Here is a 24045-nt window from a genome sequence, read left to right as displayed (position 1 = left end):
TTGGTTTTATAAGGAGGCTAAAACTGTGACATCATCCAAATTTAACTTGCAAGTTTCTATACTTATTTCTCTGGTCTTTACTGGCTTTACATTCTCATGTGTAGAGATGGCAAAAGCCCAAACCGTAACAAGTCCAGCTACAAACCCAGCACCAACACAACCTGTTGCACCTCGCCCCAAACCAACTTTTTTTGAAACACAATCCAAACTAACTTTTGGGGAGGGCGATTTTTTGGAATCTGCTTTAGACGGAGCCCAAAATGCTTTTGCCGACACTACAAAGATCCAGAATTCGGTCTTTAGAAATTTTTACGATCCTTTCTCCTCACCCATATTCCAGACTCCTGGAACGGTCACTGTGTTGAATCGCGATCCTAACAGTTCTCAGTTTTTGACAACACAATTTTCAGGCGGTGGTGCTACGTTTAACATCAGCAATGCAGTACCTAGCTCAAATCCACAGGTTGGAACCATAACGCTTAGCGGTAGCATTGGCGGTACGAATGTAAGCGGGGTTTGGAACTACAATGCTGGCTATAGTGCGAATGGCAATTTATACACTGGGGTAGTACAACTGACCAGACCTAGCAGTCCAGGTCAATCGCTCTTGATTCAAATCCCTGTGACCTCCGATCCGAATGCGAATAATTTGAATGCACCGGTTTCTGGTTCAGCAACGTTGACGTTTGGTCGTCCAGTAGATCGCTAAGTTAAAGCAGCCCTATTTCCCGAAGTCTTTGCTGTAGGTAATCTCTAGCTGTAATCCCTTTAGCCAGCAACACATCAGAGCGAGGGTGCAAAAATAAAGGCATTGAGTATCGAGATTTTAAGGCTGCTTCTCCCATAGGATTGACTACACGGTGGGTGGTTGAGGGATAGTAGCCCTGACTGGCTAGTTGCAACATATCGCCAATATTTACAACCAGATCGCCTGCATGGCAAGGGACTGCTTGCCAGTTTCCCTGCCGATCGCAGATTTCTAGACCCGTCGCTGTCGCCGCAGGCAATAGGGTAATTAGATTGATATCCTCATGGGCAGCCGCCCGTACAGAGCCTTCTGGAGCCTCCGTTAAAGGGGGATAGTGCAAAATCCGCAAGACGGTTGCTTGGCTGTCGGCAATCATTTGATGTAGGGGAACAATCTGCTCAGAACCTTGCAAAATCGGGGGTGAAGCCGCTTCGATCCAGCCTAATAATTCTGTGGCTAACTCAACCAACCGATGAAATAACTGCCAAGTGCGATCGCTTATGCCTTGGGGCAACTGGCTCCAGCCATAAAGATGGTAAAACTCTTTGAGATCGGGGCGATCGTGTCCTTTTGCTTGCTCTGAGCGAAAGGGGAAATAGCCAGACTGGACACTAGGCTCGAATGTATAGAGGTATTTATCAGGTGTATTAAAAAAATGCGCCCATTCTTGATAGGTTTCAAAGATCGTATCGGCAGCGATCGCATGGTTGGTTAACACAGCAAACCCTGACTGATGTAACGTCTCAGTAAACAGGGCAGGAGCTTGAGCATCTTGATAGTTAACTTTCAGAAAATCCATCACAAACAGCCGATAAATTAGTGCATATTTTTCGGTATCATAAGCTTCAGTAAGCAATTTAGAAAATTTTAATAAAGGGCAAATAGGCTGTGACTATTAGGGTAGCGATTAATGGATTTGGACGGATTGGGCGCAACTTCTTGAGATGTTGGGCAGGACGCAAGGAAACTGGTCTAGAAGTCGTTGGTATCAATGACACTTCAGATCCTCGCACCAACGCCCACTTGCTAAGATATGACTCCATGCTGGGCCGGTTTGATGCTGACATCAGTGCTGATGACGACTCAATCACAGTCAATGGCCATAAAATTAAGACTGTTTCAGATCGCAATCCAGAAAATCTTCCTTGGAAGGACTGGGGCATCGATCTAATTATCGAAGCAACGGGTGTGTTTATCGATCACGTCGGTGCTTCTAAGCATGTGAAAGCAGGCGCTAAGAAAGTTTTAATTACGGCTCCTGGCAAAAATGAAGATGGTACGTTCGTCATGGGTGTCAACCACGAACAATACGAGCATAGCAAGCACCACATCATCAGTAATGCTAGCTGTACGACCAACTGCCTTGCTCCTGTGGCAAAAGTACTGCACGAAAACTTTGGCATCGTCAAAGGTGTAATGACTACGACGCACAGTTATACAGGCGACCAACGTCTCCTTGATGCGAGTCACCGCGATCTGCGCCGTGCTAGAGCTGCTGCCCTCAATATTGTGCCAACCTCCACAGGTGCTGCAAAAGCGGTAGCTCTGGTTTTGCCCGATCTTGCTGGTAAGTTAAACGGGATTGCACTACGCGTACCTACACCCAACGTTTCGGTTGTGGACTTTGTGTTCGAATCGGCAAAACCAACGATCGCTCAAGAGGTCAACGAAGCCCTCAAAGCAGCATCCGAGGGTGGTTTAAAAGGCATTCTTGACTATAACGACTTGCCCTTGGTATCGGTTGATTATCGCGGTACTGATGCTTCCTCCATTGTGGACGCTCCGCTAACCATGGTCATGGGTGGCAACATGGTTAAAGTTATCGCTTGGTATGACAACGAGTGGGGTTACAGCCAACGGGTTGTCGATTTGGCAGAACTCGTTTCTAAAAAATGGCAGTAAGGTTTCCTTGAATTCTTAAAACAGCTCGTTGTTTTGAATTCCCCATTTCATCAAGAGAGTCAGAGGCAAAGATGCTGAGGACTCTCTTTTGTTTTGCGCTTTATTTTGGCGGTTTCTACCGAGGTTTGCGCTATTTAGCCGTTGTCCTAGCGATCGCTTATATGTCAGCGTAACTTTCAGAGGAATCCCCTACAATCGAGTTCAAATACTATGAAAATACATAAACATTTGCGCGGTTTAGGTAATTTCTGCAAGCGTCACCATCAACAACTTGTCGGTACTCTGATTACATTTTCAGTGGCTTTGGGTGTAGTGGGTCTGCGCGGCATCGGTAGTTTTGAGCAGATCGAGCTAAAAACCTATGACTATCTGCTGCGATCGCGAGCCCCTGAACCTACAGATAAACGAGTAGTCATCGTTGAAATCAGCGAAGACGATATCCAACGCAAAGCTGCATGGCCTTGGTCTGATCAGATGTTTGCCGATCTAATTTCCAAAATTTCGGCAGCAAAACCCGCAGCGATCGGTGTTGACAAATTCTTTGATATCCCCATAGGCGATGCCAGTACGAGGCAGCAAGGTCGGCAGAATTTGATTGCCGCGATGAAAGCTGCTGGAAATGTTGTCAATGTTACCTTTGTTTCTCTCAAGGCAGGCTCTAGAGGCGTCGATATGCCCGAAGATTTAGTCAAGGTAAGCAGTTCGGGGTTTGCAAATATTCCCACAGATGAGGGCTCTGTTGTGAGGCGGGCCAGTATTGCTGGGGACTATGGTTCTTTTGCCTACGAACTCGCGAGTATTTATCTAGAAAACACGCCGATCAAAAAGATCGATTTCAATCGCGACAAAAAAGAGTTTTCGGTTGGGAATCAGATAATTCCCCGCATAACAACTAACTATGGTGCTTACCGTTCTGATGATGGCGGAGGGTATCAAACCCTAATCAACTACAGAGGTAAAGAAAGATCGTTTACGCATATCTCAGCGGTAGATGTTTTAGAGGGCAAGGTCAATCCCGAACAGTTACGCGATCGCGTCGTCTTGGTGGGAGTTACAGCAGTCAGTCTAAAAGATAACTTCCCAACCCCCTTTAGTACGGGCAAAGAGGTGATGTACGGGGTAGAAGTCCATGCCAATATCGTCAGCCAACTCCTCAGCGCAGGTTTAGATGGCAGACCATTTCTACGCGCCCTGCCGAATGATGCCGAATCGCTGTGGATTGTCTTCTGGACGCTTATAGGAGGTACGCTCGCTACTTACGTTCTGCATGTAGCAAAAAATTTAAGTGTTTTGACAGTAATGGTAGCAGGGCTATCGGGCGCAGTCTACTTTGCCTTTTTACAAGCATTGTGGTTACCCTTCTTTCCTGCATTCTTGGGGCTAATTATGGCGAATGTCTTGGTAATTGCCTATCAGCTTGCTATTCAGCAATCAGAACGCAAAGTCTTAATGGGGATTTTCTCCCGCCATGTCTCTAAGGAACTCGTAAATATTATTTGGGAAAATCGCGAAAAGTTTCTGCTAGAAGGACGGATTACAGGTCAGGAAGTCTATGTGACCGTTCTCTTTACCGATATGCGGAACTTTAGCAGTGCTGCAGAGGCGCAAAAACCGGGAGAAACCCTCGACTGGCTAAATGAGTATCTCGGTGCGATCGCCAACGAAGTCCTAGCCCATGGCGGTATGGTGGATAAATATATTGGCGATGCTGTGATGGCTGTGTTTGGCGTGCCTATTCCCCATGGCAGCGAAGTGGAACGCGATCGCGATGCTCAAAATGCGGTGGCGGCGGCGATCGCGATCGCCCAAAAGGTGATCAAAATGAGTAATGACTGGGTAGAACAAGGTATCCCTCCAGTGGTGACGGGGATTGGTATCAACTCTGGCATTGTGATTGCAGGGAGCTTGGGTAGTGAAGAGCGGTTAGAGTATTCGGTTCTGGGAGATACGGTGAATGTTGCCTCGCGCTTGGAAAGCTTTAACAAAGAAGTTGATGGTGGCGAGTATCACATTCTGATTAGTGAAGACACGCACAAACGCCTTGACAACAAATTTAAAACCGAATTTGTCTGTAACTACGCGCTCAAAGGACGACAGAAGGAAACCGAAATCCATCGCGTTGTTGGCTTCAATCAAGTACAGGAAGATGCCAAATCTTGAACGATCTTCCATCGGTTCGCTCCCCCTGCCCGATAGGAAATCCCCTTTGCAAAAGGGAAGCGTATTCTGGGGGGAGCCTTGGGATGTATAGCATTTCAGGTTTTCTTATCCCAAATTCACGTTACGGTAGGTTCCAAATTCCAAATCTGTCGCACCTAAACGAGTCAGGCGATTGATGAGAAAGATAGGTTTAGAAGCAATCTATCCCAAACCAAATCTCAGCAAAGCCAAGGATAGCGTAAGGAAATATCCGTATCTTTTAAAGGAGGAAGAAATAACAGTTCCCAACCAAGTCTGGAGCACAGATATCACCTACATTAGAGCTATGGGCAAAGCATTTGCGCAGGAGCGTTATCCCTTCATGCAAATATCCCTACAGGAAGGCTTTGCCCTTTGTATCTTCTAAGAAAGTATCTTCTAAGAAAGGCTAAGGAGCCAATTCACTAGAGTCCGCACGGGATAGCCCGTCCCGCCAGCATTGTTATACCCAGCATCTTTTCCAGTCCAAACCGGTCCCGCAATATCTAAGTGCGCCCATGCACTCGTCTTTGCCACAAACTGCTTTAAAAACAAAGCACCCGTAATCGCACCACCAGCACGAGAACCCGTATTCAAAAAGTCAGCGACCACAGACTTGAGTTGGTCAAAATAGGGTTCTTCTAGGGGCATCCGCCAGAACTTCTCCCCTGCACTTTTAGAGGCTTTCTCAAGTTGGGCAGCAAGTTCGTCACTGGTAGACCACATGCCCGCAATGCTATCACCGAGCGCTACCACACAAGCCCCAGTTAGGGTAGCAAGATCGACGATCGCTTCGACACCCAATTTATCGGCAAACACCAAGGCATCGGCTAGGGTGAGGCGACCTTCGGCATCTGTATTATTCACCTCGATTGTCTTGCCATTAGAGGCAGTGAGAATGTCTCCGGGGCGCATGGCTTTGCCATTGATCATGTTTTCACAGGCAGCAATAATAAAATGCACTTCTAGGTTGGGGGGGTGGAGTTGGGCGATCGCTTTGGCAGCACCCAGCGTTGCAGCAGCTCCTCCCATATCGGTTTTCATTAATTCGATGCTGCTGCCCACGCCTGTTTTCAGATTTAAGCCACCCGAGTCAAAGGTCAGCCCTTTGCCCACGATCGCGACCTTACGCTTCGGTACATCATTGGTTCCACTGCTGTAGGTCAAGTGAATAAACTTGGGCGGTAAGTCAGAAGCCCGAGCCACAGCCAGAAACGACCCCATGCCTAGGGTTTCGCACTCCTCTTTTTCTAAAATCTCGGCAGTGATGCTGCTATATTCGTTGGCGATCGCAAGGGCTGTATCGGCAAGTGTAATCGGCGTAACCAAGTTGGCAGGTGCAGACACGAGTTCCCGCGCCAAGATGACGCCACTGCAAATTTTCTGTGCGGTTTCTATGCTAGCTGCTGAGTCTGGGATTCCTAACAACTCCACCTGTTCTAAGGTTGGCTCTGGCTTTGGTTTTGTGGAGCCATTGCTGGAATTGGATTTAAACCGCTTATCTTGATGGGTGGCAAGCAAAATCCCTTCACTTAGGGCTTGAGTGGTAACGTCGAGGTCTTGATTGTACTGCGGGAAAGAAAGCGCTAGGGTCTTACATTTCGCTTGGTTCGCCCATTTTGACGCCTGAGCTGCGGCTTTGCGCCAAGCATCCGTCGTTGCTTTAGCGGGGTCGCCGAGCCCCAACAACAGCACCTTCCGAATCGGACTGCTTCCCCCCACTCTGGTACTAGCAGATTCACCTGCTGCCCCCTTAAAGGCTGACTCAGCGATCAACTCTTGTAACGTGCCTGCGAGTACCTCGGCATCTAAACTACTGAGTTCGGGCGCGAGCTCGAGCGATTTCTTATCCTGAGGATCTCGCTCGGGATCGGGTGTTGGGGCTTGAAAGAAAGCGATCGCGAGTCCATCGCCTACCCATGACTGAGGGAGATGCGCTGATGTGGTGATTTTCATGCTGTAATTTTATGATTTTTCCTAGCTATATTACAATCACAGGAATTAGTAAGCACACTTATAAACCTTGTGCGAAATATTTTTACGCCATTCAGCAGAGTATCAAAAGCTCTCAGGTGCTGTATTATCACTCTATCGGTGTTGGATCGTTCGTAGCTTTAGATTAAAAAATTAGAGATTTACAAATTACTAGTAACTGCTATATTTTGTGCAGATTCTGCAAGTAGCAGATTTGTTTGAGGAGTGACAGACTATTAAGCTATGCAAATTTCTCTCGGTTGGATGACTCTCAGTGCCAGTTTAGCGATTCTGACACCAACTCTCTCAGCTAACGCTCAAGTAAATACCCCAAATCGAACCCCAGCTAAAGTTTCAGTTAGCGGCCAAGTTAGCACGGCTATTGCAGGTTCAGTTCCTCAAACTATACCCACTTCTGGAAGTGTGTTGGAGTTGCTATGGCTTGCTACAAAGGATCGTTCGCGTTCCGAAGTGTCTCTTGACAGCACATTTAGGTTACTCATCAGCCAAATTACCGATAACTCGACTCAAACCAATTCCACAAACCTAACTTCTGGCAATCAACTACAACAGGAAAACAGAAGTAATGCCAAATCGACGGGTGCGATCGTTCCCGTTGCCAATCGCAATTCCTTACCTACCGATAAACTGCGCGCAAATCCCACTGAATCAATCTTGGCTTCGTTGCCGCTTAGAGAGATTCAACTCTCTAGCAAGCCCAGCTACTTTATAGCCCAAGAGCCAGATACGTTAGAAACGCGTCCTAGTAGTTCCTCTAGCAGTGCCACACCGCCTGGAACAGAAGTTACAATCGCCAAGCCTCCTGTTCTCTCTCTCCCCAACATTCAAAGCCTTCAAACCAAGACACCAGAGAAGCTTCCAGAGAAACTCACAGACAAGATTTCAGCCAAGGTTCCCGAGAAACAGCCTGAAAAGCAATCGGAACCAGTGGCAAAGCCTACCCCTGTTAGTGTGAGCCCGTTACCAGCGAATAGTCTAAGAGAAATTAAGACTTCGACCCAGCCTGTCACCAAGGTTGCCCAAGAGCCAGCCGTTGATTTACCTGCTAAGACCACAACCAAGCCAACCGAAGGGGTAAAACCTGAAGTTAAAGAAGTCGATGTTAAGCCTGATGCGAAGCAGCCAACAGCGATCGCGCCTAAACCCATCAGCCCAAATACTCGTGAAAACACGAATGCCAATACTAATGTCAAACCACCAGTAAGTTCATCAGCGATCGTCACTCCTGAAGTTAAGCCTGAAGCCAAACCTTTGGTAACGCCTGCAACTTCAGATCGGAAATTGCCAACACAGCCAGAGCAAAAGCTGTCCGATCTAAAAGCGCCTGAATCTCAGCCAGTGGCAAAACCTACGGCGACTCCTACAACTCCTGCTCCAGCGACTTCAACGCAGGCAAAGACAGAGCCAGTCACACAAACTCCCTCTTCGACGGGTAGCACTGAGACAAAACCAGAGACAAAACCCACCGACCCACCTGCCAAGTCATCGCCAACGAGCGGCTCTGAAACGAAACCCGCTCAACTTCCTGCTACACCCAATACCTCATTTCTTGGCTTAGAACCAGCTCAAACCCTAGTTGTGCCAACCACTCCCAGTCAGGTGAAATTGGATCGAACCAAACCGATTACCCTCACCGAAGCGATCGAACTGGCAAATAAAACCAATCGAGATATTATTCAAGCCCGTATTGCAGTTGAGCGTGCCAGAGCCTCACTGCGAGAACAAGAGGCGGCAAGAATGCCTACTGCCTCAGCTTCGTTGCAGTATAACTTTAATGACTCTGCTCAAACTCGGTTAGGCAATATTGCAGCTCCATTTTTTTCTCAACCTTCTAACACGATCAGCCAACCCATAACTGGTACGGTGGGCGTGCAATACAACGTCTTTAACTCTGGACTGGTCGATGCCAATATCCGATCTGCCGAAAATTCACTCAGAGTTAGTGAAGCTACATTAAATAGGACTACCCAAGCGGTTCGTTTAAATATTGCTACTGCCTACTACCAGTTGCAAAACACCGATGAAAATGTTCGCATTCAACTCAAGGCTGTTGAGAATGCCCAGCGCAGTCTTAAAGATACGCAAGCACTCGAAAGGGCTGGCGCGGGTACGAAATTTGATGTATTGCAATCAGAGGTGCAGCTTGCGAATGCGCAGCAAAATTTATTAAATGCTAGAGCCAGTCAACTGATTGCGCGGCGAGATATGTCTAGACAACTCGAATATCCTGCCACACTCGATCTTAGTGCTGCCGATAAAATTGAGCCCGCTCAAGACTGGAAACTCACGTTAGAGGATACGATTATTTTAGCCGTGCGCAATCGTTCTGACCTAGATATTCGTAAGCTGGAGCGAGAAATTGCTCGCGACCGCGCTGTGGCAGCTCTTGCTACCCTCGGACCTCAAGTCACGCTGTCCGCAAATGTGAATGCTGCCGATAACTTTAATCAAGTAGGAGGGGTTGCTCTGGGCTACCAACTGGGGGCAACTTTGCAATGGAGTCTCTACGATGGTGGTAAAGCGCAAGCCCAAGTCGATCAGTTTAAAGCCGATCAAGCGCTTGCCGAAAGCCAATTTGAGCAGACCGCAAGACAGATTCGCTTTGATGTGGAACAGGCTTACATCACTTTACTAAAAAGCCGAGAACAGATTACAACAGCTACAAAGGCACTGACTCAGGCAAACGAAGCCTTACGGCTAGCAAGGCTCAGGCTCACGGCTGGTGTGGGAACGCAACTAGAAGTAATTAATGCCGAAGTGGCGCTTACTCAAGCCGATGTCAATCGACTCCAAGCCATTACGAGTTTCAATTTATCCCTATCAACACTGCAACGAGCGATCGATGGTCTATAGAGGGTGTCAGCGAATTACCGTTTCCTGAGCTTCAAATTGAAGGCTATAGCCCAGCGATCGCAGCATTTGTCGCAAAAGTGGCAGGCTCAAGCCCAAGACATTGGTGTGACAGCCTTCTAGTCTTTCGACAAGCAAACCACCCAATCGCTCTAGGGCAAAGCAACCCGCGCAGGCAAGGGGTTCACCCGTATCGACGTAGCTACTGATTTCCAAATCCGTAGCATCAGCGAAGTATACGGTTGTGAGAGCATAGCGCACGAATGTGCGTTGGCGCTGTACGTCAATCAGACTATGCCCTGTATAGAGTTCGCCCTTATAGCCGCGCATTTTTTGCCACATGGCGATCGCCTTGGCTCGATTTTCGGGCTTGCCATAGATCTCACCATCCACGCTCAGCACAGAGTCACAGCCCATAATCAGGGCGTGCTTGCCTGCAAATTGCGATACGACGGACTCGGCTTTACTACGAGCCAAAACCTGTACCAATTCCGCAGGATCGGTAAGCGTAACCAGAGATTCGTCAAAATTGCTGACACACACGACAGGATGAATGCCAGCATTTTCAAGTAACTGTTTGCGGGTTGGCGAACCAGAAGCCAAAACAAACAGGGGAGATGAGAATTCAGTCACAGGCGATCTTTAATCACGAAGTACATTACGAGTTTAATGATGCCAGCGATGCGGCGATCGTGGCGATCGCTTGGTCGATTTCCTCAGCAGAAACGATTAAAGGCGGCACAAATCGCACGACTTTAGGCCCAGCAGGAACCAGCATTAAGCCCCGATCGATACAGGCTTGCACGACATCGCGCGAGGTCAAAGCTGCCGACTCAGCCAGTACCAGGCCCTCAATTAATCCCCAACCGCGTACTTGCTCGATCAGATCGGGATAGTCTTGCGCGATCGCGCGTAAGCCCTTTTGGAGTTGTTCGCCCCGTTCTTTAGCATTGGCAACAAGATTTTCATCGGTGAGGGTCTTGCAAACTGCCAGAGCTACCGTGCAGGCAAAGGGATTGCCACCAAAGGTACTGGCATGATCGCCGGGTTCAAATAGATTGCAGGAACTCTTACACATCATTGCCCCAATCGGAATGCCACCGCCCAACCCCTTTGCCGAGGTAAAGATATCGGGTTCGATTCCGAGGTTCTCATAGCCCCAGAGTTTGCCACTGCGTCCCATGCCCACTTGAACTTCATCGAGGATCAGCAGGATATTCTTTTGGTCGCAAATCTCTCGCACTCTTTGGAAATAAGCGCGATCGCCCGGACGCACGCCACCTTCGCCTTGCAGTGCTTCTAGCATCACCGCACATAAACGCCCCTCATACTTGGCGACGGCTGCTTCTAACGCGGCAATGTCGTTATAGGGAACATAGTCAAATCCCGAAACGAGGGGGGTAAAGTTTTTTTGATATTTGGGCTGCCCCGTGGCTGTAATTGTGGCAAGGGTGCGACCGTGAAAACTGGCATTGGCGGTCAAGATCAGCGGATCTTCGATTCCCAGTTTGACATGGGCATATTTACGCGCCAGTTTGATTGCTCCCTCGTTTGCCTCTGCCCCAGAGTTGCAGAAAAACGCTTTGTCAGCACAGGAATTTTGCACTAACCATTTGGCAAGTTCGCCTTGAGCGGGCAAATAAAACAGATTAGAGACATGGTGCAGGGTCTGGATTTGCTCGGTCACCGCTTTGACCATTGCGGGATGAGCGTGTCCTAAGGTACAGGTGGCAATGCCTGCGACAAAATCTAAATATTCTTTACCCGTACTGTCCCAAACGCGGCAACCTGCGCCTCGCACCAACGCGATCGGAAACCGCGCATAGGTATTCATGACATATTGGTCAAACTCTGATGTGCTATTTTGTATGTCTGCGATGGGTGGTTCAAGGGCGATTGGAGACATGGATCTGCGTATAGTTAGTGGTAATTTTAAACATTAAGTATGATATGCAAAGCCAACACTTGCATTTGTATTGCAATTAGCATTGCGATCGCATTCAAGAAACTCATCACCTATTGACGCGTCTATTGAATCTATACGATCTTTACATAGGCATCGCAAAATTGGGTATGTAATTTGCCAGCAATTTGCCAGCAATTTGGTAAAACGATGCACTTACAATAAATTTGGACTGCCAGAGGCTTTTGAGATATGCCATACATCATTCAGAATCCAGAAACTCCCACCGAAAGAGTCTGTGAGTTGAGATTCGGGACAAATAGTATTGGACGGGGGTTAGAAAACAACATCGTGGTTGAAGATGATGCCAGAAGCCTCTCGCGCCACCATGCCGAGATCAATTTGACTGATTCTGGAGTCTATCTCACCGATCTCAACAGCAGTAACGGCACATTTGTGAATAGTGTCAAGATTACGCAGCACAAGCTTCAAGAAGGGGATGCCATTCAGTTTGGCAGTGTCGTATTTAAATTTGTCATGAGTCGGGCTAAGTCCCCCTCAAATCCGCAAACCAGTGCTAGTGCAAATTCAGGTTTATCGATTTTGATGCGGGTTTCCCCTGAAAAGCCCCGCACGCCTCTCCGCGATTTAATCAAGCATGACAGTGCGCTTCAACGCGATACGGGTTCTGTTTTAAGAATTCCCGACCAAGATGATAGTCAACGCACGGCGAACAAGCTAAAAATCCTGTTGGAAGTCAGTCAAGAGTTGGCTTCGCCTAAAGCCTATGATGTTCTGCCCGAAAAGATTCTCGACTTACTGTTTGAGATTATGAACGTCGATCGCGCCGTTCTGTTAATTTTGAATGAAGCCACCCAAGAACTCGAACCCAAAGCCTTGAAAGCCAAAGTGGGTATTTCGGCTGACTATGAGTTTTACAGTAAGCGCATTACTAATTTTGTACATAAATATGGCGATGCCATTCTCACCGATGATGCCTGTATTGATAAGCGATTTGACAACTCGATGTCGATTATTCAACAGGCGATCCAAGCTGCCATGTGCGTGCCCTTAAAGCCTAGAGATAAATGCATTGGCGTCTTGTATGTAGACAATCTTTCGATGACGAATGTCTATCATAAGGAAGATTTAGAATTTCTTACCAGTCTTGCCAACCAAGCCGCGATCGCAATTGAAAATGCCAGTCTCTATAAGCGGATGCAAACGGAGGTGATTCGCAGAGCGAGGCTAGAGCGCTTTTTTCCACAGGCTGTCAGTCAAAAAATCGAAGAGGGCGGTGATTTAAAGATAGTCGAAACTGAAGTAACGGCTCTGTTTTCTGATATTAGCGGATTTACAGAAATGTCTTCGCAGTTGGAACCTCGGCAAGTTCTAGAGATTCTGAATGAATACTTTAAGGTCATGGTGGAAGACATTGTCTTCCGCTATGAGGGAACTTTAGAGAAGTATATTGCTGATGCGCTTTTGGCGGTTTGGGGTTCTCCCTATCGTCGCGATGATGATGCGGTTCAGGCAGTTCATGCTGCGATCGCCATGCAATGGGCAATGACCCACTTAAACGAACAATGGTTGCAACAGGGTCGCAATTTACACATTCAAATTCATATTGGGTTGAATACGGGTAAAGTCGCGGCGGGAAATATTGGCTCTGACAAGTTGATTCAATATACAAATATTGGCGACACGATGAATGTGGCAAGTCGGATATGCAGTGCGGCGAAAGCGGGAGAAGTTCTAATTTCAGAATCTACTTTAGCCCAAATATCCCATCTCGATATTCCCACAGAGAAGATCGAACCTGTCATGGTCAAGGGGAAAGACCAACCTTTGAAACTCTATCGCGTGCTCTGGCAACAAGCCGAAGTCGCTTTAGCCACGAATCTTACGGTGCATCAGTAAGAGCGACCAACCGATCGCTGACTGGGGCGCAGTTACAAGCATTGGATATGCTAAATTTGTATATAGATCTGACTTGGAGGAACATCATGGCAATTTCTGATGATCTCAAGCTACTCTCGACTATTGAACTTCCTGATGAGGACTTTGAGCCAATGCCCGAAGGCGATAAACAACGGCGCAATCTTAGCTATACGACTGAGGCTCTAAGGCTGTGGTTTGAGAAGCAACAGAATGTCTATGTTTCGGGGAATCTGTTTATCCGTTATGCAGACGATCGAATTGAAAAAAGAGTCGCACCAGATCTCTTTGTTGTGTTTGGCATGAGCAATGAAGACCGAGTTAGTTACAAAATTTATGAAGAGGGAGGCAAAGCTCCTGATTTTGTTTTGGAAGTGACTTCTAAGGGAACCGTAACAAAAGACCGCGACCAAAATCCATTAATTTATCGAGATTTGGGTGTAAAGGAATATTTTCAGTACGATCCGACGGGTGAATATTTGAAACCGACTTCTTTACAAGGAGTACGTTTAGAGCATGGGAAGTATGTTGCGATCGCGGCTTCAACTTTGCCTGATGGCACTTTGTCTTTACATAGTGAAGTTCTAGGGCTGGATCTACATATGTATACAGATCTAAGTTTCCGTTTTTATGACCCAATCTCCGATCAGATATTAAGGTCTTATGCTGAGGCGGAACATGCTAGGTTTCAGGCGGAACTGGAGCGATCGTTTGAGCAACAGGCTAGACGCGAAGCGGAGGCGATCGCAGCTCAAGCTGAACGGGCACAACAGCAGGCTGAAGCGATCGCTGAGCAAGAACGTTTAATTGCTGCCCAAGAACGCCAAGAAAAAGAGAGACTTGCTGCATATCTCATATCGCTTGGGATTAATCCTAATGAAATTCCATAGCCAATCGCTACGAATTTTGTTTTAGAATCAGCAACGGTTTACATCCTTGGATCTTGAGTATGAGGAATTGCAGTCGTTCAATTTGGATTGTCACTTACACGCTACAAGCATGACCATTATCCATCAATTTTTTGCTGATAATCGGAACAAAAACTCCGTAGCAACTCAGTTACGGCGTCAGCGGTTTGATATTTTCATGGAGATGCTCAAGGATCTGCCTCGCCCCGTCAAAATTCTTGATATTGGCGGGAGTCAAGGGTATTGGGAAATGATGGCAGACAGAACCTTGCTAGATCGGGAATTTCAGATCACCCTGCTAAATATTGAGAATCAGCCTGTATCAATCGCTAGTTTTACGGCAGCGATCGGCGATGGCAGAGCCATGCCAGAGTTTTCAGACAAGCAGTTTGACATCGTGTTCTCAAATTCCACGATTGAGCATGTTGGAAGCTTTGAAGATCAAAAACGTATGGCGGATGAAGTTAGACGTGTGGGTAAACGATATTACATACAGACGCCTAATCTGTTCTTTCCCATAGAACCACACTTTGTATTTCCCTTATTTCAATTCCTTCCGATCGCATTCAGAGCTTGGCTGCTACAAAACTTCAATTTAGGCTGGTATGCCAAAGTTCCCGATTATCAAAAGGCATTATGTGAAGTCAAAGGTATCCGCTTGTTGAATAGGGCAGAATTCAAACAACTTTTCCCAGAAGCCACAATCTTTCAAGAGAAGTTTTATGGCATGGTTAAATCATTTGTCGCTCATGCACCTTGATGATTGGAGCAAACATAGAAAAGCGATCGCTTTTCTATGTTTGCTTTCCAAGCAATATATCGCGATTCCCGATTAAACCTCTTTGAGCAACCAGAAACCCGCGAAATGTTCTACATCTGGGTTGGTTTGAACTGCCATAAAGTGAATGCCATTTGCTTTTTGTTTTGCCGCTTCAAAGCTATCTCCCTCGGCGATCGCTTTGCTATCTTTCGGTGCTTGCAAACTAGTGAGAATCCAACTGGCATCGGCACTAGCTTCTAGGAGTAATTGGGTTTTACCAGCGATCGCCGCCCGTTCAAATTTGAGAAATACTGGATCGACCCCTGACATCCATGCGGCTAAAGGTAAGGCACGGGCAGAAATCATGATAATTCCAGGGATTACCAAGTCTGGCACAAGGGACGCGGTCTGAAAGGTTTCACCAAAGTCCATCGACCATTCTGAAGCTGAGGCTAGATCGGCTGCTGTGAGCGACACTAAAATCCAGCGATCGCCCATTAAGGCATTGGGTACGGGTAGGGATGTAATGGCTTGTACTTGTAAAGGTAGAGGTTTTGGATCGGCTGCCTGAAAACCTGGGCGTTGCGGATAAACCTGCTCCATTCGTTCTTGCAGCCAAGCTGAGAGTGTAAAGAGACGACGGGAAGCGAGGGAGGGAATTTCTGCTTGCTTGCAACCACGCGTGATAATGTTGCTCATGCTAGGACGATAAAAGCGAATCTTGAGAGGGGGTTGCTGAGAAGCGGCAACGGCTTCTCGTAGTTGACTTGCTAGCCAAGTAGAGTTGACCTCGTTGCTAGGACATTCCTTGACCCACTCAAACTGCCGATCTGTATCGCAAATCAACAATTCCCAAATTTTTTTGTTATTCTCATCCAGAACTGGACGAGAATAAAAATCTAACTCCCAAATTGTTGCCATGAATCTCGACGCTCGCTTCTACTCTAATATATTCAATCGGTCGGTTTCTTATAAATTCTCGATGGATATTCAATCAGCGACGTTGTACCAATTTGTCGTAGACCATTTGTAGATCGACATGATGATGTGCCATAGCTACAAGGGTGTGATAAAACAAATCTGCCACTTCTGAGGCGATCGCATCGGCATCATCGTCTTTACATGCCATCACCACTTCTGCCGACTCTTCGCCGATTTTCTTTAAAATCTTATTGTCGCCACCGTCAAAGAGCTGACAGGTATAGGAGCCAGCCTTAGGGCGATCGCGGCGATCGGTAATTACCGTAAATAGTTCAGAGAGAGGATCGTTCATAATCAAAAAATTAAGGTAAAACCCCAGAGAATCTATATCCATACATCATAGGGGCAATCCCCCTGTGGTTGCCCTAGATTTTCTGGGCAGGCACAGGGGCGCTGCCCCTACAGAATGAATATCCTAGGTGCTAGGGAAAATTTCTCTAGCACTGGATAAGATTGTCAATTAAATGACCTCGATTACTTGATGGAAACCTTGCCACCAGCTTCTTCGATTTGCTTCTTAGCAGCTTCGGCATCATCCTTTGACAAACCTTCCTTGACGGTTTTAGGCGCAGATTCGACTAGATCCTTGGCATCCTTTAGACCCAAGCCAGTGAGTTCGCGTACGATCTTAAGAATAGCGATCTTCTTATCAGCAGGGACTTCAGTCAAGACGACATCAAAAGCAGTCTGTACTTCTACTTCTTCCGCAGGAGCAGCAGCGCCAGGAGCTGCCATCATCACACCACCCACAGGGGCAGCAGCAGAAACACCAAAGGTTTCTTCGATCGCCTTAACCAATTCAGAAGCTTCTAAAAGGGTTAGGGTCTTGAGTTGTTCGATAATATTGTCGGTTGTTGCAGACATGGTAATTATTCTCCAGTTATCAGTTATCAGTTATCGACGGTCAGTAAAAATTTAGGCTGCTTCTTTCTCGTGAATTGCCTTAATTGCTCTACCCAGAGACTGTGGTACTTCTTTGATACCGACTGCCAACTTGGTAGTCACACCATTGATTGCACCAGCAATTTGAGCCAGCAGAACTTCGCGAGAGGGTAGATCGGCGATCGCTTTGAGATCGTTAGGAGTCAAAGCTTTTCCGTCTAGTACACCACCACGCAGTTCTGTCTTTTTAGTTTCCTTCACAAAGCCTTGGTATGCTTTGATCGCACCAGCAATATCATCTTTCACCAACAGACAAGCAGTAGAACCTTTGAGTAAAGATTCCATGGATTGCCATTGGGTCTCTTGAGCGATCGCTTTTTTGATCAGGGTGTTTTTAGACACCTTACATACAGCCCCGGTTGGTCTGAGTTGACGGCGAAGTTTTGTAATTTCAGCCACAGTTAGACCTGTGTAATCAATTACCATCACCATCTGCGCTTCAGAGAGATCGGCTAAAAACTCTTTGAGAAGTTCTTGTTTTCCTGCTAGGCTTCTGCCCATACTTATCACCTCCTTATCAATTTGGGATTTGGATTTATCCAATGGATAAATCCCTAAAAAACAGACAGTCAAAAAACAAAACACCCCGACTTGAAAAAGACGAGGCGCTTGCTTTCGCAGCTTTACAACTTCAGGTTTGAAGCAGGATTTTGAACTGTAAAGTAGCAATTCAAAATTCCTGAGTCATTCCATTCGGTTACCTCGGTAGGAAATTAAGCAAAATGCACCTACTTTCTACGGTATATTTCGTTTTTTAAATCTGCATGTTAATTTCTTGGTTTAGATAATTTGGTGCGACAAACTAGGATTTGACAAATTTGTCGCACCGATTTTATTCAACGAATTATTTATTCACCGAATTTCAGATCGCGCAAGCTACTGATGTCTACTTCAATTGAAGGTCCCATCGTAGAGGAAATGTAGAGCGATCTCCAATATCTGCCCTTCGCACCTGATGGACGATTGCGATCGATCACCTCTTGCAAAGCTTTTAAGTTCACAAGTAAATCTTGAGAATCGAAGCTAGCTTTACCAAACAGGACGTGAACGATCCCTGTGCGATCGGCACGGAACTCGATTTTACCACCTTTAAATTCAGCGATCGCTGTCGCCAAATCGAAGGTGACCGTACCACCTTTGGGCGAGGGCATTAAGCCTCTTGGACCTAGCAATCGACCGAGCTTTGCAACTTGAGGCATCATGTCAGGCGTAGCAATCAGCAAATCGAAGTCCATCATACCCTTGCCGATCTCATCAATCAGTTCCTCAGAACCAGCAAGATCTGCACCATTTGCTGTGGCTTCAGCCACCTTTTCGCCTCTAGCGATTACAGCTACCCGTACTTTTTGTCCAGTTCCTTTGGGTAGAGCCACCGTAGTCCGCAACTGTTGGTCAGCATACTTAGGATCGATCCCCAATCTGACATGGGCTTCTGCTGACTCAGGAAATTTAGCGGTTGCCGTTTGTTTTAACAACTCTAAAGCTTCTAGGGGTTGATAAGGACGATCCTCAATCTTGCTTAGAGCTTCGCGTAAACGCTTTGATACTTTTTTAGCCATTTTGCTCCTTTGGGGTAGTTAACGAAGCCAGTAGCTTCTCCCCCGATAATTTTGATTAAACTTTTAGGGATTAAATTTGAACGGATTGCCAAGAATTCGCTAAATTTGCCGATATCAGAATTAATCTGTAATCGATACACCCATATTTTTGGCAGTGCCTGCAATGATTTTCATTGCCGCATCAATGTCATTGGCATTCAGATCGGGCAACTTTGTTTGGGCGATCTCTCGTAGTTGCGTACGCGTGATCGAACCTACTTTTTTGCGATTTGGTTCAGGCGATCCTCCAGGAATACCTGCTGCTTTCTGAATCAATACAGAGGCAGGAGGTGTCTTGAGAATAAACGTGAAACTACGATCTTCAAAGACTGAGATCTCTACAGGAATGACCATACCTGCTTGGTCGGCAGTACGAGCATTATATTCCTTACAGAACATCATGATGTTGACACCATGTTGACCCAGTGCAGGACCAACAGGAGGTGTAGGACTTGCCTTGCCAGCATTTAATGCCAGCTTGATGATTGCTACTACTTTTTTCGCCATTGTCTAAGTTATCGAACGATGTATTGTGAACTTTATGTGGCAGAGCGATGACGCCGTAAAGACGAGTCAAGACGGTTAGCCTTGCAATTTGAACTTGCTAGCTTTGCTGATTAATTTTGCTTTTGCACCTGATTAAACTCTAGTTCTACAGGTGTATCTCTACCAAAGATCGAGAGCAAGGCTTTCAACTTACTGCGCTCAGGGCTAACCTCAACCACCTCACCTTCAAAGTCTTTGAAGGGCCCAGATAACACCTTGATTTTGTCACCTTGCGCCATGTCAAACTTGACCACAGGCTCTTGTTCAGTAGTGACTCGAAATATGCGCTCTACCTCACTTCGGCTCAAGGGACGAGGTGTGACATGACCGCGACCGCGACTATAATGATGCTTTTGCTCTGTTCCTACAAAATTGATCACATGGGGTGTGCTTTTAACGGCTTGCCATGCGTCATCATCAATCTCCAACTCACCAGTAGCTTCGTTTGCTACCATTTGCATTTGAATGAGTATGTAGCCAGGAAAGACTTTTTCTTGAGCAGTCTGACGACTACCATCTTTTCTGAGCTTGATTGTAGGTGTTTGAGGAATTTCAATTTGCCTAATCTTATCCTGCACATCCAACATAATGATGCGCTGTTCTAGACTGGACTTTACTTTTTTTTCGCACCCCGAAGCCACCTGAACGGCAAACCATTGAAGGTTTGCACCTTCTTCAAGTCGATCGTCACGATCGGCTAAATCTTGGGGGGCTTTGTCTCCAGCAACCATCAGTGAAACACCTGCAAAGCAGTCCATCTAAAGAGAGCATCGACCAAGTAGATCAAAGTTGCAGCAGCTACAACCATCAAAAGCACAGCAGCAGATTCGCTAAATAGTTGTTGACGAGTTGGCCAAACCACTTTGCTAAACTCAACCTGTGTCTCTTTGAAAAAGTTACCTAAATTAAATCCGCCACTAGAGTCAGACTCTTTTGTGGATTCTTTGAGGTCTTTAACTTCGTTTTTGGTCATATCGCAACTCTAGTGCTCAAATTTTGAGAAGCGCGCCCTGGAGGACTTGAACCCCCGACATCAGGTTTTGGAGACCTGCGTTCTACCAACTGAACTAAGGACGCACACTTTTTTGAATCTGTCTTGAAATAAATTTGTCTTGGCAATTTGATTTGCGAAAGACAGATCTAATCAAAACAATTATAGCCAAAATCGTCAAACATCTAGCTTTTATGAAACTAGAGGGCGCGATCGAATCGCTGCTTGACTCTGGTGGCTTTGCCAACGCGATCGCGTAAATAGTAAAGCTTGGCTCGCCGTACTTTACCACGCCGCAGTACTTTAACGCTTTCAACCTTGGGAGAGTGCAACAGGAAGACCCGTTCTACGCCCACACCTTGAAAGATTTTACGTACTGTGATCACGGCATTAATGCCGCTTCCGCGCATAGCGATCACGATACCTTCGTAAGGCTGAGTGCGTTCTTTGCCGCCTTCTCTGATCCTTACGCCAACTTTAACCGTGTCACCCACATAAATGAGTGGCACTTCTTGCTTCATGTACTTCGCTTCGATTGAGCGAATTATCTCCGTTGCGTGCATAGGAGTCCCAAAAAGTCACGATCATCAATAGTAGTATAGTTTGTTGATTTGGTCTATAGATTTTTTGCTTTTATCTATTTTTGGGCGATCGCTAGCTTGCATTTAGCCTTTGGGAAATTTGCCGAGGAGTTGACTGCGGAGTTGTTTGATCCGATCGCGATATTGGGCAGCCTGCTCAAATTCTTGTTTTTTGGCAGATTCGCGCATTTGAGCTTCGAGCTGCTCGATCAGTTCGGGGATGGCATCTAGGGAGATGTTGTTAGAGGGTTGCGCGAAATATTCTGTGTCTCGTTCGTGTAAGCGCCGCGAAACCGATAAAAAGTCGAGGATGGCATTGCTTGATTTTTTCACAATTGAGGTTGGCTCGATATTGTGTTCGAGGTTGTAGGCGATTTGAATTTTACGCCGCCGCGCTGTTTCATTAATCGCTTTTTCCATGCTGTTGGTTAAGCGATCGGCATACATGATCACCATGCCATTCACATTCCGAGCCGCTCGCCCAATGGTTTGAATCAGCGATCGCTCTGCTCTTAAAAAACCTTCCTTGTCGGCATCTAATATGGCGACTAGGGAGACTTCGGGTAGATCCAGCCCTTCTCTCAATAAATTCACCCCAATTAAAACATCAAACTCCCCCTCCCGCAGTGCTTGGAGAATCTCAATGCGCTCGATCGATTTAATGTCGGAATGCAGGTAACGCACGCTGAGTTTGCGCTCGATAAAATAATTGGTCAGATCCTCTGCCATACGCTTGGTTAGGGTCGTAATTAAAACCCGCTCTTTGTTGACAATTCGTTTCTTGATTTCTCCTAGTAGATCGTCTACCTGTCCTTCCGTAGGTCTGACAAAGACTTCAGGGTCAAGCACGCCTGTGGGACGAATGATCTGTTCGACAATTTGTTCGGATATTTCTAATTCCCAGTCGCCTGGTGTGGCTGAGACAAATACACATTGCTTGACTTTGCCCCAAAACTCTTCTGCCTTGAGGGGGCGATTATCGGCAGCACTGGGTAAACGGAAGCCGTGATCGATCAACACCATCTTACGGGCGCGATCGCCGTTGTACATGCCTCGAATTTGGGGGATGGAGACATGGGACTCATCCACAACCAACAGCCAATCATCCGCAGGAAAATAATCGACTAAGCAAGCGGGTGGGTCGCCTGCCTGCCTACCCGCTAAATGCCGCGAGTAGTTCTCAACGCCATTACAAAAGCCCACCTCTCTGAGCAGTTCCAAATCGTATCGACCGCGTTGTTCTAGGCGTTGGGCTTCCAGCAACTTCCCTTCCTTTATTAATTCATCGAGGCGTTCTTCCAATTCCTGTTTAATGTCAGCACAGGCTATTTCCAAACGTTCCTGAGGCGTGACAAAGTGACGTGCAGGGTAGATATTCAAACCTTCCATACTTTGCAAAATCTCGCCCGTGACCGGATCGACATAGCGAATCGCATCGATCTCATCGCCAAAAAATTCCACGCGAATCATCCGATCTTCGTAGGCTGGTCCAATTTCCAAGATATCGCCTTTGACGCGGAACTTGCCCCGCGTTAGCTCGACATCATTGCGTTCGTATTGAATTGCGGTTAAATCTCGCAGAACCTGCCGCTGATCGAGTACGGCTCCGACCCTTAAAGGAATGGAAGCTTTGAGATATTCTTCGGGGATACCCAGACCGTAAATGCAGCTTACGGATGCGACCACGATCACATCTTTGCGCTCAAATAGCGATCGCGTAGCTGAGTGCCGCAACATATCGATTTCATTGTTAATCGATGCGGTTTTCTCAATATAGGTATCGGTAACAGGAATATAAGCTTCGGGCTGGTAGTAGTCGTAATAGCTGATAAAGTACTCCACTGCATTGTCTGGGAAAAATTCCCGCAACTCGTTACATAGCTGTGCGGCTAGGGTTTTGTTATGGGCTAAGACGAGGGTTGGTTTTTGGTACTGGGCGATCACATTCGCCATGGTCATGGTCTTGCCCGTACCCGTTGCACCTAGAAGGGTTTGATAGCGATTGCCCGTTTTTAGTCCCTGTAATAGCTGAGCGATCGCTTTGGGTTGGTCGGCTTTAGGTTCCCAAGGGGCGCGAAGTTGAAACTCTGACATAAAAGTTAACCTGCTTGTGAGTCGCTTTTGTAAAGGAATTGTAACATCGCACTCTAGTGGGGCGAAGCATTTACGGCGATAAAACCTAATCTCTAAGACTGAAAAGCTTTGCTTAAAAGCGCATCTGCATTTTGAAACATTTTCTGCTAACTTTGTTTAAGGGAAACGTTTTACAAAGTGTTTTATCTCCTGGAGCTTAAAAAAATGACAATTATCTTTCAACTTTTATTAACTGTATTTGTTTTGTTCTCATTTGTGCTGTTGATTGGCGTACCCGTAGCCTATGCCTCACCCAGTTACTGGAACCAATCTAAGCCTTTGTTACTCGTTGGTTCGGTGCTGTGGGTTGTACTAATCCTTGCGATCGGTGCGCTAAATTCTTTTGTTGCTTAGTTTTTACTCAATTTGCCCGACTAAAGCGCTTGACTAAAGCGCTCGTCTAAATTTGACAGCTTAATCTTTCGTAGCCCGAGGCAAAGATATGGCTGACGGCTCAAAGATTTGGCTAGGTTGTTTACAGTGAAAATATGACCGTTTTTGAAGGTAACTTTGTCCACACAAAGGATCTCAAGTTTGCGATCGTAGTCGGTCGCTTTAATGACTTGATCGTGTCACGGTTGCTGGGTGGTTGCAAAGATGCATTGCAACGCCACGGCGTAGATGTTTCAGAAGAGGGTAGTCAAGTTGACTATGCTTGGGTACCAGGTTGTTTTGAGATACCGATGGTGGCGCAACAACTAGCCACAACTCGTCGTTACGATGCCATTATTTGTCTTGGAGCAGTAATTCGTGGCGATACGCCCCATTTTGACTATGTTGCGGGTGAGGTGTCTAAGGGCATTGCCGCTTCATCTTTTCAGACTGGCGTACCGATTATTTTTGGCATCGTTACAACAGATACAATGCAGCAGGCCTTGGAACGAGCTGGGATCAAGAGTAATAAGGGCTGGGACTATGCCATGGGCGCGATCGAAATGGCAAACCTAATGCGCCAAATTCGCCAAGCCGCAAATCCAAATTGATCGACCTGCTAGCCCAAATTTGTAATACCAATTTTACTTAGATTTGCAACAGATCGAGATTTGAGTTCCGCGCTCTGCGCGGTCTTTCAAAAGATAATGCGACGCATT

The 24045-nt window shown here is 46.6% G+C and carries 22 protein-coding genes, 1 tRNA gene, 2 pseudogenes and 1 other annotated feature; of the genes and pseudogenes, 10 read left to right on the top strand and 15 right to left on the bottom strand.

Translation table 11 applies throughout. The annotated features are described in order from the left end of the window. The first annotated feature begins 25 nt into the window (after positions 1 to 25). A complete protein-coding gene (locus tag ACP2WE_RS13755; protein ID WP_425216117.1) occupies positions 26 to 709 on the top strand; it encodes a hypothetical protein in 684 nt (227 codons plus the stop codon). Between the two features lies 1 nt (position 710). On the opposite strand, the gene ACP2WE_RS13750 is transcribed toward ACP2WE_RS13755, so the two are convergent. Then, positions 711 to 1547, bottom strand: a complete 837-nt coding sequence (locus ACP2WE_RS13750) for an isopenicillin N synthase family dioxygenase (RefSeq protein WP_425216116.1) — start codon at positions 1545 to 1547, stop codon at positions 711 to 713. Between the two features lie 89 nt (positions 1548 to 1636). On the opposite strand from ACP2WE_RS13750, the gene ACP2WE_RS13745 reads away from it, so the two are divergent. The 3 genes and pseudogenes from ACP2WE_RS13745 to ACP2WE_RS13735 all read left to right on the top strand — a co-directional run. Then, complete coding sequence (locus ACP2WE_RS13745) at positions 1637 to 2650, top strand: type I glyceraldehyde-3-phosphate dehydrogenase (RefSeq protein ID WP_425216115.1); 1014 nt, start codon at positions 1637 to 1639, stop codon at positions 2648 to 2650. A 210-nt stretch (positions 2651 to 2860) separates the two neighbouring features. Further along, a complete protein-coding gene (locus ACP2WE_RS13740) occupies positions 2861 to 4810 on the top strand; it encodes a CHASE2 domain-containing protein (RefSeq protein ID WP_425216114.1) in 1950 nt (649 codons plus the stop codon). Between the two features lie 157 nt (positions 4811 to 4967). Then, positions 4968 to 5150 (top strand): annotated as a pseudogene (locus ACP2WE_RS13735) (IS3 family transposase); the annotation flags it as partial. 77 nt (positions 5151 to 5227) lie between these two features. Here ACP2WE_RS13735 and ACP2WE_RS13730 read toward each other — a convergent pair. After that, a complete protein-coding gene (locus tag ACP2WE_RS13730) occupies positions 5228 to 6784 on the bottom strand; it encodes a leucyl aminopeptidase (protein ID WP_425216113.1) in 1557 nt (518 codons plus the stop codon). Between the two features lie 261 nt (positions 6785 to 7045). Here ACP2WE_RS13730 and ACP2WE_RS13725 point away from each other — a divergent pair, with 261 nt between their 5' ends. Next, on the top strand, positions 7046 to 9676 hold the full coding sequence (locus ACP2WE_RS13725) for a TolC family protein (protein WP_425216112.1): 2631 nt from the start codon (positions 7046 to 7048) through the stop codon (positions 9674 to 9676). Positions 9677 to 9682: 6 nt separating this feature from the next. Here the strand turns inward: ACP2WE_RS13725 and ACP2WE_RS13720 are convergent, their stop codons facing one another. Both ACP2WE_RS13720 and ACP2WE_RS13715 read right to left on the bottom strand, forming a co-directional pair. After that, on the bottom strand, positions 9683 to 10306 hold the full coding sequence (locus tag ACP2WE_RS13720; RefSeq protein WP_425216111.1) for a nucleoside triphosphate pyrophosphatase: 624 nt from the start codon (positions 10304 to 10306) through the stop codon (positions 9683 to 9685). 25 nt (positions 10307 to 10331) lie between these two features. After that, positions 10332 to 11579 (bottom strand): aspartate aminotransferase family protein, encoded by a 1248-nt coding sequence (locus ACP2WE_RS13715; protein WP_425216110.1) that lies wholly within the window; start codon positions 11577 to 11579, stop codon positions 10332 to 10334. Positions 11580 to 11828: 249 nt separating this feature from the next. Between ACP2WE_RS13715 and ACP2WE_RS13710 the strand changes: the two genes are divergently transcribed. The 3 genes from ACP2WE_RS13710 to ACP2WE_RS13700 all read left to right on the top strand — a co-directional run bounded on the left by ACP2WE_RS13710 (position 11829) and on the right by ACP2WE_RS13700 (position 15182). Continuing rightward, positions 11829 to 13496, top strand: a complete 1668-nt coding sequence (locus ACP2WE_RS13710) for an adenylate/guanylate cyclase domain-containing protein (RefSeq protein ID WP_425216109.1) — start codon at positions 11829 to 11831, stop codon at positions 13494 to 13496. Positions 13497 to 13582: 86 nt separating this feature from the next. Further along, complete coding sequence (locus ACP2WE_RS13705; RefSeq protein WP_425216108.1) at positions 13583 to 14404, top strand: Uma2 family endonuclease; 822 nt, start codon at positions 13583 to 13585, stop codon at positions 14402 to 14404. Between the two features lie 109 nt (positions 14405 to 14513). Further along, entirely contained in the window at positions 14514 to 15182 is a 669-nt protein-coding gene (locus tag ACP2WE_RS13700) for a class I SAM-dependent methyltransferase (protein ID WP_425216107.1), read from the top strand. A gap of 72 nt (positions 15183 to 15254) precedes the next feature. Here the strand turns inward: ACP2WE_RS13700 and ACP2WE_RS13695 are convergent, their stop codons facing one another. The 11 genes and pseudogenes from ACP2WE_RS13695 to uvrB form a co-directional block, all read right to left on the bottom strand. Then, positions 15255 to 16103 (bottom strand): Tab2/Atab2 family RNA-binding protein, encoded by an 849-nt coding sequence (locus ACP2WE_RS13695; RefSeq protein ID WP_425216106.1) that lies wholly within the window; start codon positions 16101 to 16103, stop codon positions 15255 to 15257. 73 nt (positions 16104 to 16176) lie between these two features. After that, a pseudogene (gene hisE, locus ACP2WE_RS13690) lies at positions 16177 to 16449 on the bottom strand (phosphoribosyl-ATP diphosphatase); the annotation flags it as partial. A 188-nt stretch (positions 16450 to 16637) separates the two neighbouring features. Further along, on the bottom strand, positions 16638 to 17027 hold the full coding sequence (gene rplL / locus ACP2WE_RS13685; RefSeq protein ID WP_425216105.1) for a 50S ribosomal protein L7/L12: 390 nt from the start codon (positions 17025 to 17027) through the stop codon (positions 16638 to 16640). A 51-nt stretch (positions 17028 to 17078) separates the two neighbouring features. Continuing rightward, a complete protein-coding gene (gene rplJ / locus ACP2WE_RS13680; protein WP_425216104.1) occupies positions 17079 to 17606 on the bottom strand; it encodes a 50S ribosomal protein L10 in 528 nt (175 codons plus the stop codon). 65 nt (positions 17607 to 17671) lie between these two features. Beyond that, positions 17672 to 17864 (bottom strand) — a sequence feature (ribosomal protein L10 leader region). Positions 17865 to 17953: 89 nt separating this feature from the next. Next, positions 17954 to 18664, bottom strand: a complete 711-nt coding sequence (rplA, locus tag ACP2WE_RS13675) for a 50S ribosomal protein L1 (protein WP_425216103.1) — start codon at positions 18662 to 18664, stop codon at positions 17954 to 17956. Positions 18665 to 18784: 120 nt separating this feature from the next. Continuing rightward, a complete protein-coding gene (rplK, locus tag ACP2WE_RS13670; protein WP_330483281.1) occupies positions 18785 to 19210 on the bottom strand; it encodes a 50S ribosomal protein L11 in 426 nt (141 codons plus the stop codon). Positions 19211 to 19320: 110 nt separating this feature from the next. Beyond that, a complete protein-coding gene (gene nusG / locus ACP2WE_RS13665; protein WP_425216102.1) occupies positions 19321 to 19980 on the bottom strand; it encodes a transcription termination/antitermination protein NusG in 660 nt (219 codons plus the stop codon). After that, positions 19980 to 20222 carry a preprotein translocase subunit SecE gene (gene secE / locus ACP2WE_RS13660; RefSeq protein WP_330483279.1) on the bottom strand — a complete coding sequence of 81 codons (243 nt, stop codon included), beginning with the start codon at positions 20220 to 20222 and terminating at the stop codon, positions 19980 to 19982. The genes nusG and secE overlap by 1 nt, the downstream gene beginning before the upstream one ends. A gap of 31 nt (positions 20223 to 20253) precedes the next feature. After that, a tRNA-Trp gene (locus tag ACP2WE_RS13655) sits at positions 20254 to 20326 on the bottom strand. Positions 20327 to 20440: 114 nt separating this feature from the next. Beyond that, a complete protein-coding gene (rplS, locus tag ACP2WE_RS13650; protein ID WP_330483278.1) occupies positions 20441 to 20803 on the bottom strand; it encodes a 50S ribosomal protein L19 in 363 nt (120 codons plus the stop codon). Between the two features lie 102 nt (positions 20804 to 20905). Next, a complete protein-coding gene (uvrB, locus tag ACP2WE_RS13645) occupies positions 20906 to 22915 on the bottom strand; it encodes an excinuclease ABC subunit UvrB (RefSeq protein ID WP_330483277.1) in 2010 nt (669 codons plus the stop codon). Between the two features lie 204 nt (positions 22916 to 23119). Here uvrB and psbZ point away from each other — a divergent pair, with 204 nt between their 5' ends. Both psbZ and ribH read left to right on the top strand, forming a co-directional pair. Then, positions 23120 to 23308: a photosystem II reaction center protein PsbZ gene (psbZ, locus tag ACP2WE_RS13640; protein WP_425216101.1), complete on the top strand. Its 189-nt coding sequence runs from the start codon at positions 23120 to 23122 to the stop codon at positions 23306 to 23308. Between the two features lie 134 nt (positions 23309 to 23442). After that, entirely contained in the window at positions 23443 to 23937 is a 495-nt protein-coding gene (gene ribH, locus ACP2WE_RS13635) for a 6,7-dimethyl-8-ribityllumazine synthase (RefSeq protein WP_425216100.1), read from the top strand. Positions 23938 to 24045 lie beyond the last annotated feature (108 nt).

Source organism: Tumidithrix helvetica PCC 7403, assembly GCF_965232925.1.
GTDB classification, from domain to species: Bacteria; Cyanobacteriota; Cyanobacteriia; order Pseudanabaenales; family Pseudanabaenaceae; genus Tumidithrix; species Tumidithrix helvetica.
This window is presented reverse-complemented; position numbering and strand designations above follow the sequence as displayed.